This window comes from Nocardia sp. NPDC057272 (assembly GCF_042668615.1).
In the GTDB taxonomy this organism is placed as follows: domain Bacteria; phylum Actinomycetota; class Actinomycetes; order Mycobacteriales; family Mycobacteriaceae; genus Nocardia.
In genome coordinates, this window is record NZ_JBHUYK010000031.1 from 44823 (window position 1) to 60990 (window position 16168).

15 protein-coding genes are annotated in these 16168 nt (G+C 68.7%); 12 read left to right on the top strand and 3 right to left on the bottom strand.

The window, feature by feature from the left end:
• Positions 1–80: 80 nt before the first annotated feature.
• Positions 81–992: a DMT family transporter gene (locus tag ACFULV_RS29820; protein ID WP_378662445.1), complete on the top strand. Its 912-nt coding sequence runs from the start codon at positions 81–83 to the stop codon at positions 990–992.
• 139 nt (positions 993–1131) lie between these two features.
• On the opposite strand, the gene ACFULV_RS29825 is transcribed toward ACFULV_RS29820, so the two are convergent.
• Together ACFULV_RS29825 and ACFULV_RS29830 are read right to left on the bottom strand one after the other, a co-directional pair.
• Complete coding sequence (locus ACFULV_RS29825) at positions 1132–1422, bottom strand: hypothetical protein (protein WP_378627009.1); 291 nt, start codon at positions 1420–1422, stop codon at positions 1132–1134.
• Between the two features lie 393 nt (positions 1423–1815).
• Positions 1816–2373, bottom strand: a complete 558-nt coding sequence (locus tag ACFULV_RS29830; RefSeq protein WP_378627013.1) for a TetR/AcrR family transcriptional regulator — start codon at positions 2371–2373, stop codon at positions 1816–1818.
• 99 nt (positions 2374–2472) lie between these two features.
• Between ACFULV_RS29830 and ACFULV_RS29835 the strand changes: the two genes are divergently transcribed.
• The 8 genes from ACFULV_RS29835 to pyrF all read left to right on the top strand — a co-directional run bounded on the left by ACFULV_RS29835 (position 2473) and on the right by pyrF (position 12405).
• Positions 2473–3321, top strand: coding sequence for an SAM-dependent methyltransferase (locus ACFULV_RS29835; protein WP_378662447.1), 849 nt, complete (start codon positions 2473–2475; stop codon positions 3319–3321).
• Positions 3322–3628: 307 nt separating this feature from the next.
• Positions 3629–4264: a bifunctional pyr operon transcriptional regulator/uracil phosphoribosyltransferase PyrR gene (gene pyrR / locus ACFULV_RS29840; protein ID WP_378627016.1), complete on the top strand. Its 636-nt coding sequence runs from the start codon at positions 3629–3631 to the stop codon at positions 4262–4264.
• A gap of 76 nt (positions 4265–4340) precedes the next feature.
• Positions 4341–5294: an aspartate carbamoyltransferase catalytic subunit gene (locus tag ACFULV_RS29845; RefSeq protein ID WP_378662449.1), complete on the top strand. Its 954-nt coding sequence runs from the start codon at positions 4341–4343 to the stop codon at positions 5292–5294.
• Positions 5291–6589: a dihydroorotase gene (locus tag ACFULV_RS29850; protein ID WP_378662452.1), complete on the top strand. Its 1299-nt coding sequence runs from the start codon at positions 5291–5293 to the stop codon at positions 6587–6589. Before ACFULV_RS29845 ends, ACFULV_RS29850 begins: the two co-directional genes overlap by 4 nt.
• A 12-nt stretch (positions 6590–6601) precedes the next feature.
• Positions 6602–7108, top strand: a complete 507-nt coding sequence (locus ACFULV_RS29855) for a transporter (protein ID WP_378662455.1) — start codon at positions 6602–6604, stop codon at positions 7106–7108.
• The gene (gene carA, locus ACFULV_RS29860; RefSeq protein ID WP_378662456.1) at positions 7105–8220 is read left to right on the top strand and encodes a glutamine-hydrolyzing carbamoyl-phosphate synthase small subunit; all 1116 of its coding nucleotides are present in this window, start codon (positions 7105–7107) and stop codon (positions 8218–8220) included. Before ACFULV_RS29855 ends, carA begins: the two co-directional genes overlap by 4 nt.
• Entirely contained in the window at positions 8220–11582 is a 3363-nt protein-coding gene (carB, locus tag ACFULV_RS29865) for a carbamoyl-phosphate synthase large subunit (RefSeq protein ID WP_378662459.1), read from the top strand. Before carA ends, carB begins: the two co-directional genes overlap by 1 nt.
• A gap of 1 nt (position 11583) precedes the next feature.
• Entirely contained in the window at positions 11584–12405 is an 822-nt protein-coding gene (pyrF, locus tag ACFULV_RS29870; protein ID WP_378662506.1) for an orotidine-5'-phosphate decarboxylase, read from the top strand.
• A gap of 81 nt (positions 12406–12486) precedes the next feature.
• Here the strand turns inward: pyrF and ACFULV_RS29875 are convergent, their stop codons facing one another.
• Positions 12487–13554 carry a serine hydrolase domain-containing protein gene (locus tag ACFULV_RS29875; RefSeq protein WP_378662462.1) on the bottom strand — a complete coding sequence of 356 codons (1068 nt, stop codon included), beginning with the start codon at positions 13552–13554 and terminating at the stop codon, positions 12487–12489.
• Positions 13555–13745: 191 nt separating this feature from the next.
• Between ACFULV_RS29875 and ACFULV_RS29880 the strand changes: the two genes are divergently transcribed.
• Genes ACFULV_RS29880 through ACFULV_RS29890 form a run of 3 tightly spaced genes read left to right on the top strand, consistent with a single transcriptional unit; the run spans position 13746 to position 16164 of the window.
• Entirely contained in the window at positions 13746–14396 is a 651-nt protein-coding gene (locus tag ACFULV_RS29880) for a DedA family protein (protein ID WP_378627024.1), read from the top strand.
• Complete coding sequence (locus ACFULV_RS29885; RefSeq protein WP_378662465.1) at positions 14393–15517, top strand: histidine kinase; 1125 nt, start codon at positions 14393–14395, stop codon at positions 15515–15517. The genes ACFULV_RS29880 and ACFULV_RS29885 overlap by 4 nt, the downstream gene beginning before the upstream one ends.
• Positions 15508–16164: a response regulator gene (locus tag ACFULV_RS29890; protein WP_378662468.1), complete on the top strand. Its 657-nt coding sequence runs from the start codon at positions 15508–15510 to the stop codon at positions 16162–16164. Before ACFULV_RS29885 ends, ACFULV_RS29890 begins: the two co-directional genes overlap by 10 nt.
• The last annotated feature ends 4 nt before the right edge of the window (positions 16165–16168 follow it).

Below are 16168 nucleotides of genomic sequence, written 5' to 3' on the forward strand. Positions count from 1 at the left end.
TATTGCGAACCGGCCCTCGATCATTCGATCCTGGGCCGGTTCGCGTTGAAATCCGTGCCCGTCTGTGGATTACTCCTGGGATGAATGCGATCTCGACAACCGACCAGCCGGCGACGCGCGCGCTGCCCGGCTGGTCGGTGCCGATGGTGTTCATCATCGCGGCGACCTCGCAATATGTGGGTGCGGCACTCGGCGTCTTCCTGTTCGACACCACTGAGCCGTCCACTGTCGCCTGGTTGCGGGCCGCGGCGGCGGGGGTCGCGTTGCTGGCCTGGCGGCGGCCGTGGCGAACCCGCTGGACACGGCGGGGCATCGCGACGGCCGCCGGCTTCGGCATCGTCACCGTATCGATGAACATCGTGTTCTACGAGGCCATCGCGCGTATCCCGCTCGGCACCGCCGTCGCCATCGAATTCCTCGGTCCGGTCGCCGTCGCGACGCTCGGGTCGCGGCGGGCGCGCGACCTGATCGCCGTGGCGCTGGTGGCGGTCGGTGTGGTGTTGCTGGCCGGCGTGCAGTTCGACGTCGAGCCGGTCGGAGTGGGGTTCGCTCTCGCCTCGGCGGTCCTGTGGGCGGCGTACATCCTGGTCGGCAAGCGCGTCGCCGACACCGGTGACGGCCAGGATTCCCTCGCTGTCGGTATGGCGGCCGCGGCGGTGCTGCTGGCGCCGTTCGTGCTGATTCCGCAGCTGACGATCGATGCCGCGGTATTCGCCGACCCGCGGACCTGGCTGCTCGGTCTCGGCGTCGGCGTGCTGTCGAGTGCCGTGCCCTACGCGCTGGACCAGGTGGTGCTGACCGCGGTGGGACGCGCCCGATTCGCCTTACTGCTCGCGTTGCTCCCGGCGACCGCGACCGTCGTCGGCGCGATCGCCCTCGCGCAACGCCCCACCCTGCTGGAACTCGCGGGCATCGCACTGGTCATGCTGGCATTGACGATCAGCGCCCTGCCCACCCGCCACGCCGCGCCGGAACCGCCCGCACCGCTGTGACCGTTCGACCCGATCACGCTCGAAACGCCGGCTCCGGGATGTGCTCCGCCAGGTGGAGTGAAGCTACGGATCCTGCCCTACGCTTCATCGGAAAGCACGCCGTGCGAGCTCTCGACGCGGAACTCGCACGGGGCATGTGTCAGTTTCCCTGCGCCAGGTAGTTGTAGATTTCGTGGACTTCGATGGTGGGCTGGTTGGGCATGCCTACTTCCATGCCGATGGGGCCGAGGGTGGATTCGGCGAAGCTCTGGAACTGCTCGGGGGTTTCCCACACGTCGGTGACGTGGAATCCGGTGTCGGTCTTCCTGACCAGGTGGAACAGGAGGCCGGGGCCGCCGGAGCCGCCGTGCACGAAGCCCATCTTCTCGAGGGCCTGGTCGTACTGTTCGAGGGTCGAGCCGGTGAATTCGAGTTCGACGGCAACCGCCATGACGGTCATCTCCTTGCGCGGTCGAGCGGGGTTGGAGTGACTTCGGGCCCGGCCCGACGAGCGGGGGGTCGCGATCGAACACCGTGACCCGGCGCTCCGATCGGATCACGATCGCTCTGGGCGACGGTGCGAACCCGCCGTCGCGATGTGGTGCGCGTCACAGTCTAGTCCGGGGGTCATCGAGCGACAAGCGATGTCCTCAGCGCGCCCGAGGGTCCTCGATGGTCGACCAGACCATGCCGATGCCGGAGTCGGCGGGTGCTGTGCGCGGGCGTGGTGCAGTGCTGACCAGCTCGTATCCGAGTCGCTGAGGAACAGCCGCGCTGCGGACGTTGGCCGCGTCGCAATGGATTTCGACGCGACCGATGTGGGGGAGGGCTCGACGACGTGCGGTCAGTGGATCCTGGCGAGGATATCGATCGCGATATCCGTTGCGGCGGTGTGCATCTGGTCGTCGGTCAGGTCGAGATCGCCCATCATCGACAGGCTCCAGCTGATCGCGAGCAGCGCTTGCCGTGCGTGATAGACGTCCAGCGCGGCGGCGTCGGGCGCGGTCATGAGGTCGGCGAGCACGCGGAACTGGTAGCGCAGACCCGCGCCGAAACCGAGGTCGCGGAACGCGGGCTGGTTCTCGTGCCAGAACCGCACCATGTCACGGCCGAGACTGTGCAGCAGCGCGCTGTAGCGGCGCAGGATCTGCTCGGCGCGTTCGGAACCCGGCGGTGCCTGTTCGGCCCAGGTGACGATGTCGTCGATGCCACGGCGCAGATCGTCGGACAGGCTGACGACGATGTCTTCCTTGGTCCGGAAGTGGTAGTACAGCGCGGCTTTGGTCACACCGAGCCGCTCGGCGATCTCGCGCAGCGAGGTCTTCTCGTACCCGCGCTCAGAGAACAGTTCCATCGCCACCGTGCGAATGCGTTCCCTGGTGTCGCTACGACGTCCGTCCACGGGGCTTTCCTTTGCTTGACGACCGGCTAGGGGGAGCCTACCGTCGGATCATGACCGAGATCACTAGCCGGTCGGCAAGTTAGTTTGAAGGAGGGGCAGATGACACACGTGAACGCACCTACCGCAGGGGTGGCGCTGACAGCGATCGGCGTCGCGCTGATCCGTGAGCGGGAGTCGCGCAGGCCGGATCGGCTCTACGCCGACCCGCTCGCTACGGAGTTCGTCGACGCGGCGCGGCGTGACTTCACCCGCACCGGGGAAGGCGCCGCGAAATGGGAGCGAGTCGAGGCCGTGGCCGAACAGTTCTTCGCGGGAAGATCCGTCGGGGTCCGTCTGGTCGACGACCGGGTGACCGAGGCCGTCGCCGCCGGATGCAGGCAGATCGTTCTGCTCGGCGCCGGTCTGGACACCCGCGCGTTCCGGATGGGTCTGCCCGCCGACGTCACCGTCTACGAACTGGACCTGCCCGAGCTGTTCGCCTTCAAGGAGCCGGTACTGCGCGCAGTGCGAGCCACGCCGACCACGCAACGACACGTCCTGCCGATCGACCTGCGCACCGACTGGGCTGTTCCGCTGCGCGAGCGGGGATTTCGGCCCGAGCTGCCGACTCACTGGATCGACGAGGGCGCGCTCCCGTACCTCCCACCCGAGGATCATCTCCGCACGGTGGCGACGCTGACGACGCTGTCCGCGCCCGGCAGCCGATTCGGTCTCAGCCGGTTCGCGGTCGATCCCGAGGCTCCGCCCTACGCAGAATTGCGTCGACTCGTCGGCGGTGACGACGCCGGTATGCCGCCGCTGGACGCCGGGCGCCCGGGGGAGCAGTGGCTCCTCGGGCACGGCTGGCACACCCGGTTCCGCGCTTGGGACGACATGATCGTTCCCCTCGGCAGAGACGTGGCGGTGAACGACCCGAAGGTCGGCGTCGTGCTCGCCGAGCGGGTGTGACGGAAGGCAACCATGTCGCGTCGGGGCGGCGGTGGTTGTGGAGGTCGCTCCGGCGACGTGAACACCATCACCGACCGCCCGCCTCGGGGCGGTCACCGCGAGCTCGCGTGAGGGTGAAACATGCGCGCTCGCTGCACTTTCGGCGTGCCTGTGAGCACCGACACGGCAGCGGTCGCCCACCGGCGCTCCGTGGTCGCGCTCACAGGTGGGCCTACCTGGTCAAAGGCACCTCGCGGCGCTGATAGGCTGACGGGCGAGTTAGGCATCCTTTAACGGACCGTCCGGTGAGGCGGGGAAGGAGGTCGGCATGGCTGTGCCCGAACGGGCGGCCAAAACCGGCGCGGGCGAAACATCGCAGCGGCACACCCCCGAGTGGGTGGCGGCCGGACGCGAGCTGTTGTCGCCATCGGACGTCACCAGGACCGTAGCGCGTATCGCGCATCAGATCATCGAGAAGACCGCCTTGGATTCCGGCGACGCCGATGCACCGCGGGTGGTTCTCATGGGAATCCCGACGCGCGGCACCACCCTGGCCAACCGGCTGGCGGACAAGATCGAGGAATTCTCCGGTGTGCGCCCCGCCCTCGGCTCCCTCGACATCACGCTGTACCGCGACGACCTGCGCAGTCGCCCGCACCGCCCGCTCGAACGTACCTCGGTGCCCGACGGCGGTATCGAGAACTCCCTGGTGGTTCTCGTCGACGACGTGCTGTTCTCCGGCAGGACGGTCCGCTCCGCCCTCGACGGCCTGCGCGACCTCGGCCGCCCCCGCGCCGTGCAGCTGGCTGTGCTCATCGACCGCGGCCACCGCGAACTGCCGATCCGCGCAGACTACGTGGGCAAGAACGTGCCGACCTCGCGCGCCGAGGACATCTCGGTGCTGATGGTCGAGCACGACGGTCGTGACGGTGTGTATCTGCATCAGGAAGGTCAAGAGCAGTGAGGGAGCGTAGCGACCGAACCATGAACACAGCCATCCAATGGTTCACGCCGGAGCCGAGCGTCAGCGAGGTGGAGGCGTGAAGCATTTGCTGACGGTTGCCGACCTGGATCGCGGCACCGCCACCGAACTCCTCGACGAGGCCGAGCGCTTCGAACAGGCCCTGCTCGGCCGCGAGGTGAAGAAGCTGCCGACCCTGCGCGGGCGCACCGTGATGACGGTGTTCTACGAGAACTCCACCCGCACCCGCGTGTCCTTCGAGGTCGCGGGCAAGTGGATGAGTGCCGACGTGATCAACGTGAGCGCGTCGAGTTCCTCTGTCTCCAAAGGTGAATCGCTGCGCGACACCGCCCTCACCCTGCACGCGGCGGGCGCCGACGCGCTGATCGTGCGCCACCCGGCCTCGGGCGCCGCGCACCAGATCGCGCGCTGGATGGAGCAGTGGGCGCGCGAGGAGAACCGCGTCGCCCCGTCGATCATCAACGCGGGTGACGGCACCCACCAGCACCCCACTCAGGCCCTGCTCGACGCCCTCACTCTGCGCCAGCGCCTCGGCGACGTCGAGGGCAAGCGGATCGTGCTGGTCGGCGACATCCTGCACAGCCGGGTCGCCCGCTCGAACGTCTCCCTGCTCAACACCCTCGGTGCCGAAGTGGTCCTGGTGGCGCCGCGCACGCTGCTGCCGGTCGGCGTGGAGGCCTGGCCCTGCCGGGTCTCGTCCTCGCTGGACGCGGAACTGCCCGGCGCCGACGCGGTAATGATGCTTCGGGTGCAGGCGGAGCGGATGAACGGCGGGTTCTTCCCGTCGGCCCGCGAATATTCGATCAATTACGGACTGTCCGAGCGCAGGCTCGCCCTGCTCGGCGACGACGCGGTGGTCCTGCACCCCGGCCCGATGCTGCGCGGTATGGAAATCGCCTCCGCGGTCGCGGATTCGCCGAAGTCTGCTGTGCTGCAGCAGGTCTCGAACGGAGTGCACATGCGGATGGCCGTGTTGTTCCGGCTGCTCGTCGGTCAGGAGGAAACGGTATGAGTGAGCTGCTGATCAAGAACGTCAAGCCCTACGGTGAAGGCGACCCCGTCGACGTCCTGGTGCGCGACACCCGCATCGCCGATATCGGCACCGGTCTGACGGCGTCCGACGATGCCGAGGTGATCGAGGGCAACGGCCAGATCCTGCTGCCCGGCTTCGTCGACCTGCACACGCACCTGCGGGAACCCGGCCGCGAAGACACCGAGACCATCGAAACCGGTTCCGCCGCCGCCGCACTGGGCGGTTACACCGCGGTGTTCGCGATGGCCAACACCAGCCCGGTCGCCGACTCGGTCGTCATCACCGACCACGTGTGGCGCCGCGGCCAGGAAGTCGGCCTCGTCGACGTGTTTCCGGTCGGTGCCGTCACGGTCGGCCTCCAGGGCAAACAGCTCGCCGAGATGGGCACCATGGCCGCCGGTATCGGCCAGGTCAGGATGTTCTCCGACGACGGCCACTGCGTCGACGACCCGCTGATCATGCGTCGCGCCCTCGAATACGCGAACTCGCTGGGAGTGCTCATCGCCCAGCACGCCGAGGAACCGCGCCTGACCAAGAACGCCATCGCGCACGAAGGCCCCAACGCCGCGCGCCTCGGACTGCACGGCTGGCCGCGCGCCGCCGAGGAGTCGATCGTCGCGCGTGACGCACTGCTGGCCCGCGACGCGAACGCCCGCGTGCACATCTGCCACGCCTCCACCGCGGGCACCGTCGAACTGGTGAAATGGGCCAAGTCCCAGGGCATCTCGATCACCGCCGAGGTCACCCCGCACCACCTGCTGCTCGATGACTCGCGCCTGGAGACCTACGACGCGGTCAACAAGGTGAACCCGCCGCTGCGCGAATCCACCGACGTGGCAGCCCTGCGCCAGGCCCTGGCCGACGGCATCATCGACTGTGTCGCCACCGATCACGCTCCGCACGCCGAACAGGACAAGTGCTGCGAATTCGCGGCCGCCCGCCCCGGCATGCTCGGCCTGGAGACGGCGCTGTCGATCATCGTGCAGACGATGGTCCAGCCCGGCCTGCTCGACTGGCGCGGCGTCGCGAAGGTGATGAGCGAGAAGCCCGCCGCGATCGTCGGCCTCGACGACCACGGCCGCCCGATCGCGGTCGGCGAGCCGGCCAACCTCACGCTGATCGACCCCGACGCCGAGTGGACGGTGCGCGGCGCCGAACTGGCGAGTATCTCGAACAACACACCGTTCGAGGACATGACGTTCCCGGCCGAGGTCACAGCCACTGTGCTGCGCGGCCGGGTAACTGCCCGCGAGGGCAAGGCGGTCGGGATCTAGGGAGGCCAGGACGTGGAGAGAACGCTGTGGGTAGTCGGGCTGCTGGCATTTTTCATTGTGTGCCTGTGGCTGATGTACCGGGCTTGGCAGAAGAAGGCCACGCGACAGCAGGCACGGATCGGCGAACTGCCGACGGTGCCGGCCGAACTGGGCGCACAACTACTGGAACCGACCACCGGCATGTACCTGGGCAGCACCATCGCGCCCAGCTGGCAGGACCGGATCGCGGTCGGTGACCTGGGCTTCCGGGCGACCGCCGAACTGACGCGGTTCGAACGCGGAATTCTGCTCGAACGCGACGGCGCCACGGTGATCTGGATTCCGCAGGAATCGGTGACAGCCGTGCGTACCGAACGTGGGCACGCGGGCAAAGTGATGACGGAAAATGGTGTGCTGGTAATTCGCTGGACACTGCCGACCGGAACCGAGATCGATACCGGTTTCCGGGGCGACGACAAGACGGTGTACCCGGCATGGACTGCGGATGCGACCAGGGTGACGACGGGAGACGATGAATGAGCACAGTAAAGGCAGCCTTGGTGCTCGAGGACGGCCGCGTATTCCGCGGTACCGCCTTCGGCGCCGAGGGACAGACACTCGGTGAGGCCGTGTTCTGCACGGCGATGACCGGGTACCAGGAAACCCTGACCGATCCCAGCTACGCCCGTCAGATCGTGGTGGCCACGGCCCCGCAGATCGGCAACACCGGCTGGAACGACGAGGACGACGAGTCCGCCAAGATCTGGGTCGCCGGTTACGCCGTGCGCGACCCCTCGCGGGTTTCCTCCAACTGGCGCGCCACCGGCACGCTGACCGACGAGCTCGACCGCCAGGACGTGGTCGGCATCGCCGGCATCGACACCCGCGCGGTGGTCCGCCACCTGCGCAGCCGCGGTTCGATGAAGGCGGGCATCTTCTCCGGCGCCGCGCTGGCCGCCGACGAGGAACTCCTCGCGCGGGTCAACGGCCAGGCCTCGATGCTGGGCGCCGACCTCGCCGAAGAGGTCAGCACCGACGCGATGTACACGATCGAACCGGTGGGCGACCACAGGTTCACTGTCGTCGCGGTCGACCTGGGCATCAAGACCAACACCCCGCGTATGTTCGCCGAGCGCGGCGTGCGCACCCACGTGGTGCCGTCGAACACCTCCCTCGACGACATTCTCGCGCTGAACCCCAACGGCGTGTTCCTGTCCAACGGCCCCGGCGACCCGGCCACCCAGACCGGCGCCATCGCGCTCACCCAGGGCGTGCTCGAGCGCGGAATCCCGCTGTTCGGCATCTGCTTCGGCAACCAGATCCTGGGCCGGGCACTGGGCCGCAGCACCTACAAGATGAAGTTCGGCCACCGCGGCATCAACATCCCGGTGATCGAAGAGGGCACGGGCCGCGTGTCCATCACCGCCCAGAACCACGGCTTCGCCCTCGAGGGCGAGCGCGGCGAGGTGTTCGACACCCCGTTCGGCAAGGCCGAGGTCTCCCATATCTGCGCCAATGACGGCACCGTCGAAGGGGTCCGGCTGATCGACGGCCGCGCCTTCTCGGTGCAGTACCACCCCGAGGCCGCCGCAGGCCCGCACGACGCCGCATATCTGTTCGACCGTTTCGCCGGTCTCATGGAAGGAGCCTGATGCCTCGCCGCGAGGATCTGAAGCACATCCTGGTGATCGGCTCTGGCCCGATCGTGATCGGCCAGGCGTGCGAATTCGACTACTCCGGTACCCAGGCGTGCCGGGTGCTGCGGTCCGAGGGACTGCGCGTGTCGCTGGTGAACTCCAACCCGGCGACCATCATGACCGACCCGGAGTTCGCCGACGCCACCTACGTCGAGCCGATCACCCCGGAGTTCGTCGAGAAGGTCATCGAGAAGGAACGCCCCGACGCCATCCTGGCCACCCTCGGTGGGCAGACCGCGCTCAACACTGCCGTCGCGCTGCACGAGAACGGTGTGCTGCAGAAGTACAACGTCGAGCTGATCGGCGCCGACTTCGACGCCATCCAGCGCGGTGAGGACCGGCAGAAGTTCAAGGACATCGTCGCCAAGGTCGGCGGCGAGAGTGCTCGCAGCGCCGTCTGTTACACCATGGACGAGGTGCGCGAGACCGTCGCCGACCTCGGCTACCCCGTGGTCGTGCGTCCCTCGTTCACCATGGGTGGCCTCGGCTCGGGCATGGCCTACAACGAGGAAGACCTCGACCGCATCGCCGGTGGCGGCCTGTCCGCCTCGCCGACCGCGAACGTCCTGATCGAGGAATCCATCCTCGGCTGGAAGGAGTTCGAGCTCGAGCTCATGCGCGACCGCAACGACAATGTGGTCATCGTCTGCTCGATCGAGAACGTCGACCCGATGGGTGTGCACACCGGTGACTCGGTCACCGTCGCCCCCGCGATGACCCTCACCGACCGCGAGTACCAGAAGATGCGCGATCTGGGCATCGCGATCCTGCGCGAGGTCGGCGTCGACACCGGCGGCTGCAACATCCAGTTCGCGGTGGACCCGGCCGACGGTCGCCTGATCGTCATCGAGATGAACCCGCGCGTCTCGCGCTCCTCGGCGCTGGCGTCGAAGGCCACCGGCTTCCCGATCGCCAAGATCGCCGCCAAGCTGGCCATCGGCTACACCCTCGACGAGATCGTCAACGACATCACCGGCGAGACCCCGGCATCGTTCGAGCCGACCCTCGACTACGTCGTGGTGAAGGCGCCGCGGTTCGCGTTCGAGAAGTTCCCCGGCGCCGACGCCACGCTGACCACCACCATGAAGTCGGTGGGCGAGGCGATGTCGATGGGCCGCAACTTCTCCGAGGCACTCGGCAAGGTACTGCGCTCGCTCGAGACCAAGGCCGCCAGCTTCTGGACCACCGACGACGGCCAGTGGGCCCCGGCCGATCCCAGCGATCCGGCCTCGGTGCGCGAGGCGATCGAAGCCATCCTCGCCGACCTGCGCGTGCCCACCGAAGGTCGCATCTACCAGGTCGAACGCGCACTGCGCTACGGCGCGAGTGTCGAAGAGGTCGCGCTGGCCTCCGGTGTCGACCCGTGGTTCGTCGCCGAGGTGCTCGGCCTGGTCGAGCTGCGTCTGGAAGTTCTCGACGCGCCCGTCCTCGACGAGGATCTGCTGCGTCGCGCCAAGCACTACGGCCTGTCGGACCGTCAGCTGGCGGCACTGCGCCCCGAGCTGGCGGGCGAGGCGGGCGTGCGCTCGCTGCGTCACCGCCTCCAGGTGCGCCCGGTCTACAAGACCGTCGACACCTGCGCCGCGGAGTTCGAGGCCAAGACCCCGTACCACTACAGCACCTATGAGCTGGATCCCGGCGCGGAGTCCGAGGTCGCGCCGCAGCGTGAGCGCGAGAAGGTCATCATCCTGGGCTCGGGCCCGAACCGCATCGGTCAGGGCATCGAGTTCGACTACTCGTGTGTGCACGCGGCACAGACCCTGTCGGCCGCCGGGTACGAGACCGTGATGGTCAACTGCAACCCCGAGACCGTCTCCACCGACTACGACACCGCCGATCGTCTCTACTTCGAGCCGCTCACCTTCGAGGACGTCCTCGAGGTGTACAACGCCGAAGCCGAGTCGGGCACCGTCGCCGGTGTGATCGTGCAGCTCGGCGGACAGACCCCGCTGGGTCTGGCGCAGCGGCTCACCGACGCCGGCGTGCCCGTGGTCGGCACCTCCGCGGCCGCGATCGACCTGGCCGAGGACCGTGGCGAATTCGGTGACGTGCTCGTCGCCGCCGGACTGCCCGCGCCCAAGTACGGCACCGCCACCACGGTGGCCCAGGCCAAGAAGATCGCGAACGAGATCGGCTACCCGGTGCTGGTCCGCCCGTCCTACGTGCTGGGCGGGCGCGGCATGGAGATCGTCTACGACGAGCAGTCCCTCGAGGGCTACATCTCCCGCGCCACCGAGCTGAACCCGGACCACCCGGTGCTGGTCGACCGATTCCTCGAAGACGCCATCGAGATCGACGTCGACGCGCTGTGCGACGGCGACGAGGTCTACCTCGGCGGCGTGATGGAACACATCGAGGAGGCCGGTATCCACTCCGGTGACTCCGCCTGCGCGCTGCCCCCGATCACCTTGGGCCGCAGCGACATCGAGGCCGTTCGTCGCTCCACCATCGCGCTGGCCAAGGGCATCGGCGTCAAGGGCCTGCTCAACGTGCAGTACGCCCTCAAGGACGACGTGCTCTACGTCCTGGAAGCCAATCCCCGGGCGAGCCGGACGGTTCCGTTCGTCTCCAAGGCCACCGCGGTTCCGCTGGCCAAGGCGTGTGCGCGCGTCATGCTCGGCGCCACTATCGCCGACCTGCGCAAGGAAGGCATGCTGCCGCCCGAGGGCGACGGCGGTCACGTGCCGCTGGACGCGCCGGTCGCGGTGAAGGAAGCCGTGCTGCCCTTCCACCGGTTCCGTCGCGCCGACGGCTCCGGCATCGACTCGCTGCTCTCCCCGGAGATGAAGTCCACCGGTGAGGTCATGGGCATCGACGCCGACTTCGGCACCGCCTTCGCCAAGAGCCAGGCCGCCGCCTACGGCTCGCTGCCGACCGAGGGCACCGTGTTCGTCTCGATCGCCAACCGCGACAAGCGCGCCATGGTGTTCCCGATCAAGCGTCTGCACGACCTGGGCTTCCGCATCCTCGCCACCGAGGGCACCGCGGAAACCCTGCGCCGCAACGGCATTCCGTGCGAACAGGCACGCAAGCACTCGGATCCGGAATCCACCGATCCGGCCACCGGCATGCCGGAGGCCTCGATCGTGGAGCAGATCCGCGACGGCGAGATCGACATCGTGTTCAACACCCCCTACGGCAACTCGGGCCCCCGCGTGGACGGCTACGAGATCCGCACCGCCGCCGTGGGCGCGAACATCCCGTGCATCACCACCGTGCAGGGCGCTGCCGCGGCGGTGCAGGGCATCGAGGCCGGCATCAACGGCGGTATCGGGGTGCGCTCGCTGCAGGAACTGCACTCGAAACTGCGTGGCTGACATGAGCTTCGGTCACCGGTTGCAGCACGCCATGCGGCAGTTCGGACCCGTGTGCGTCGGCATCGACCCCCACCCCGCGCTGCTGCGGGCGTGGGGGCTCACCGAAGACGTCGACGGGCTCGAGGCATTCGCCGAGATCTGCGTCGAGGCCTTCGACGGGCGGGTCGCCCTGGTGAAGCCGCAGGTCGCGTTCTTCGAGACCTACGGGTCCGGCGGCATCGCGGTGCTCGAGCGCACCATCTCGGTGCTACGGGCCTCGGGCACCTTGGTGCTGGCCGATGCCAAGCGTGGCGACATCGGCTCCACCATGGATGCCTACGCCCATGCCTGGCTCGGCGACGGACCGCTGGGTTCGGACGCTGTGACGGTGTCGCCGTACCTCGGCTTCGGCTCCCTCGACCCGGCTCTGAGCCTGGCGAAGGACAATCACCGCGGGGTTTTCGTGCTCGCGGCGACCTCGAATCCCGAAGGGGCGCAACTGCAGCGGATCACCGCCGCGGACGGGCGCACCATCGCGCAGACGATGGTCGACGAGGCCGCGGCCCGCAATGCCGGGTCCGGTTTCGGTTCCGTCGGCGTGGTCGTCGGTGCGACGCTCACCGAGGCGCCCGACCTGTCGGCCCTCAACGGCCCGATCCTGATGCCCGGTGTCGGCGCTCAGGGCGGGGGGGCTGACTCCATCCGCGCCCTGGTCACCGAGGCGAACTTCGCCGCCGCCGTCCCCGCGGTGTCGCGCGAGGTTCTCAACGCGGGTCCGTCGGTGACGGCGCTGTGCGACAAGACGGCTCAGTTGCAGGAGGAGTTCGCCTTCCTGCAGCGCTGATGAACGCCATCGCGGGCCGGGGTAGCGACACGCTGCCCCGGCCTCGTCGTCGTCGCGCCCCACTGTGAGGCGAGAACTCCGTCAGGCGAGGCAGTAGGTGGCGGTGACCGTGGCGAACAGCGACAGTGCGTCCGAGGACGCCGCCGAGCCGAGAACCATCGTCAGCGACCGGCCGCCGGTCGAACGGAACGCGTACGAGACGTAGCCGAGCAGTTCACCGCCGTGTCCCCACAGGTCGGCGCCACACGGAGGTTCGAAACGCTGCAGGCCGAGGCCGTAGTGGAAACCCATGCCCATCGGGACCGTCTCCCGCATCCGGTCCAACGACGCGGGGCTCAGCAGGCGCCCACCGAGCAGTGCGGCGAAGAACGCGTCGAGATCGGCTGTGGTGGAGATCATTTCGCCTGCGGCCCAGTCCAGTGAGGGGTTCATCTCGGTCACATCCACGCGTCCGGCACCGTCGATGTCGCGGTGCGCGGTGAGGGCGGGCCCGGGGACCCGCGGGTTGTCGCCGGGCACGGTGGTGGCGGTCAACCGCAGCGGCGAGAGGACACGCTCGCGGATCTCGTCGCCGTAGCGGTGGCCGGTCACGTGCTCGATCAGCAGGCCGAGCGCGATGTAGTTGGTGTTCGAGTACCGGAAGCGGGCACCCGGTGCGAAATAGGGGTCGTGGCGCATCGCGGTGGCGAGCAGAGCGCGCGGCGCGTGCGCGCGGAAGCGGTCGTCACCGCGCCACCGGTTCGTCGACATGCCCGGTTCCTTCATGTAGTCGTAGAGCCCGCTGGTGTGATTCATCAACTGCCGCACCGTGATCCGGTCACCGCCCGGAATCGGCTCCGGCAGCTGCGCGGCGATCGGGCCGTCGAGCTCGACTCTGCCCTCGTCGACCAGTTGCAGCACCACGGTGGCGACGAAGGTCTTGGTGATGCTGCCGATCCGGAACCTGCTGTGCGGTCCCGGCGTACCCGTCTGCCCGGCGGTGCTGCCTTCGTGGTGCCATTCGCGCTGCCGCTCGCCGTCGGAAACCCGCACCACCACGTCGGTGTCGTTCCAGCGCGCCGTGGCCTCGACCGCATCCCCGACGATCCGCCACCGTGCCGTCACGAGGACGAGAGCGGCCACCACCGTGGCCGTCACAACGGTGCCCACAGCGACCACTGTGGACCGAAAGAGTTTCTGTCGCACAGCTTTCGACGCTAAGTAGCTACTCGGACCGTATCGATGGTGCAGGCCCCGCGACGGGGGTGCGGAAAACCCGACCCTGCGACTGCGGTCGTACCGCGTCGACCGGGTGGTTGACGCTACTGATCACAGCGCCCGGGCTCCCTAGCGTCGAAAGCATGGATACGACAGGGAATTCGACCGAACTGACCGGCATCGCGGGCTGGGCCGTCCAGCTGATGGAACAGCTCGGAGGCTTCGGCGCCGGCCTCGCGATCGCACTCGAGAACCTCTTCCCTCCGCTGCCCAGCGAGGTGATCCTGCCACTGGCGGGCTTCACCGCCGGTCGCGGCCGATTCAGCCTGGCCGAGGTCCTGCTGTGGACCACTCTCGGCTCGGTGGCCGGCGCGCTCGCCCTCTACGGACTCGGCGCCGCGCTCGGGCGAGACCGCCTGCGCCGCATCGTCGACCGGCTACCCCTGGTCCGGCTGTCCGACCTGGACCGCACCGAGGACTGGTTCGCCCGCCACGGCGACAAAGCCGTCTTCTTCGGCCGGATGATCCCCATCTTCCGCAGTCTGATCTCGATTCCCGCCGGTGTCGAACGCATGCCCCTCGGCCGGTTCACGCTGCTGACCACGGCGGGCAGCCTGGTGTGGAACGCGATCTTCGTGTTCGCGGGCTACCTCCTCGGCGAGAACTGGCACGTCGTCGAGACCTACGCGGGCATCCTGCAGAAGGCGGTGATCGCCGCCGTCCTCGTGGCCGCGACCGTGTTCGTCGTGCGGCGCGTGCGTCAGCGGCAGGCGCACGCGAGAATTGGGCGATGAGCACCTCCCCGGCGCGGTCGAAACGCGTCGCCGCACCGGTCGCGGGATATCTGCTCGGCGTGCTCACTGTGCCGCTAGACCTGCTCGGTGTCCTCGCCGCGCCGATCGCGGCGGGCCTCACCGAGCGGATCGCCCGGGGCGAGCACCGGCGCCTCACCCGGTTGCTCGGCGTGCGGTCGAACGGCGTGCCGAGTGGACCGCGCGCCGCGGGGTACCTGGCTGTTCGCGCGCTGGTCGGCGTGCTCGGTGCGCTGGTGCTGGCCCTGTCGGGGTTGGGTGTGATCGTCGCGGTGGCCCTGGTCTACGGCGCCTCCACCGGCGCCGCGGTGCCGATCATCGACGCGACCGAACCCGGGCAGGTCACCTGGGCGACGGTCACCGTGCTGGCGCTTCCCGGAGCGGTGCTCTGTTTCCTGGCCGTGCAGGGCTTGCTCGGAGTGGTGCGCGCCGAAGCCTGGTGTCTGCGGCGCAGTACGCGCCCAGGACAGGACGAACTGGCGCAGCGGGTCGCCCAGCTCACCACCACCCGCGCCGAGATGGTCGAGGTGATCGACGACGAACGCCGCCGGATCGAACGCGATCTGCACGACGGTGTGCAGCAGCGGGTGGTCGCGTTGTCGATCCTGCTCGGCCGGATGGACCGCGCGTCCGACGAGGACGGGCGCGCCGACCTGCGCCGGCGTGCGATCGCCGAGACCGGGCACATCCTCGACGAACTACGCGAGGTCTCCTGGCGGATCTACCCGGCCATGCTCGCCCGCGACGGCCTGCGCGCCGCCCTCGAAGCTCTCGCCGACCGCACCCCGATTCCGACTCGACTGACCGTCGACCTCGGCGAACGCGCACCCCGCCCGGTCGAGTCGGCCTGCTACTTCACCGCCAGCGAGGCGATCACCAACGCCATCAAGCATTCCGGCGCCACGGCCGTCGAGGTCGGCGTTCACCGTGTGGGATCGATCGTGCGCCTGCGGGTACACGACGACGGGCAGGGCGGCGCCGACCCCACCGGACACGGCCTGACCGGCATTGCCACCCGCGTCACCGCACTGGACGGCACCATGACGGTGGCCAGCCCGCCGGGCGGCCCGACGATCATCACCGTGGAGGTTCCGTGCGGATAACCCTGGCCGAGGACTCCGCGCTGCTGCGCGAGAGCATGGCCCAGCTGCTCACCGCGGAGGGGCACGAGATCGTGGACTCCGTCGGCACCGGGACCGAACTGCTCGCCGCCGTGCGAGTGCGCCCGCCCGACCTGGTCATCGCCGACGTGCGGATGCCCCCCGACCATGTCGACGAGGGGATCAGAGCGGCCCTGGAAATCCGTCGCGACCAGCCGGGGGTCGCCGTCCTGGTGCTGTCGCAGTACGTCGAGCGCAGGCACGCGGCGGAGTTCCTCACCGGCACCGGCGGCATCGGCTACCTGCTCAAGGACCGGGTCGCCGCGATCGGCTCGTTTCTCGACGCCGTCGATCGGGTGGGTGCGGGCGGCACAGCCTTCGACCCGGAGGTGGTTCGTCAGCTCCTGCTGCACAATCGTGCCGACTCGCCACTGCACCGGCTCACCGAGCGCGAACGCGAGGTGCTCGAACTCATGGCGCAGGGTCTGAGCAACGCGGCGATCTGCGGACAGCTCTACGTCACCCGCAGTGCCGTCGAGAAACACATCAACGCGATCTTCACCAAGCTGGATCTGCCGGTCGGTGAGGCGCACAACCGGCGGGTACTCGCCATCCTGCAACACCTGCGGGAGGGTGCGGCGCAGGGCTGACCGC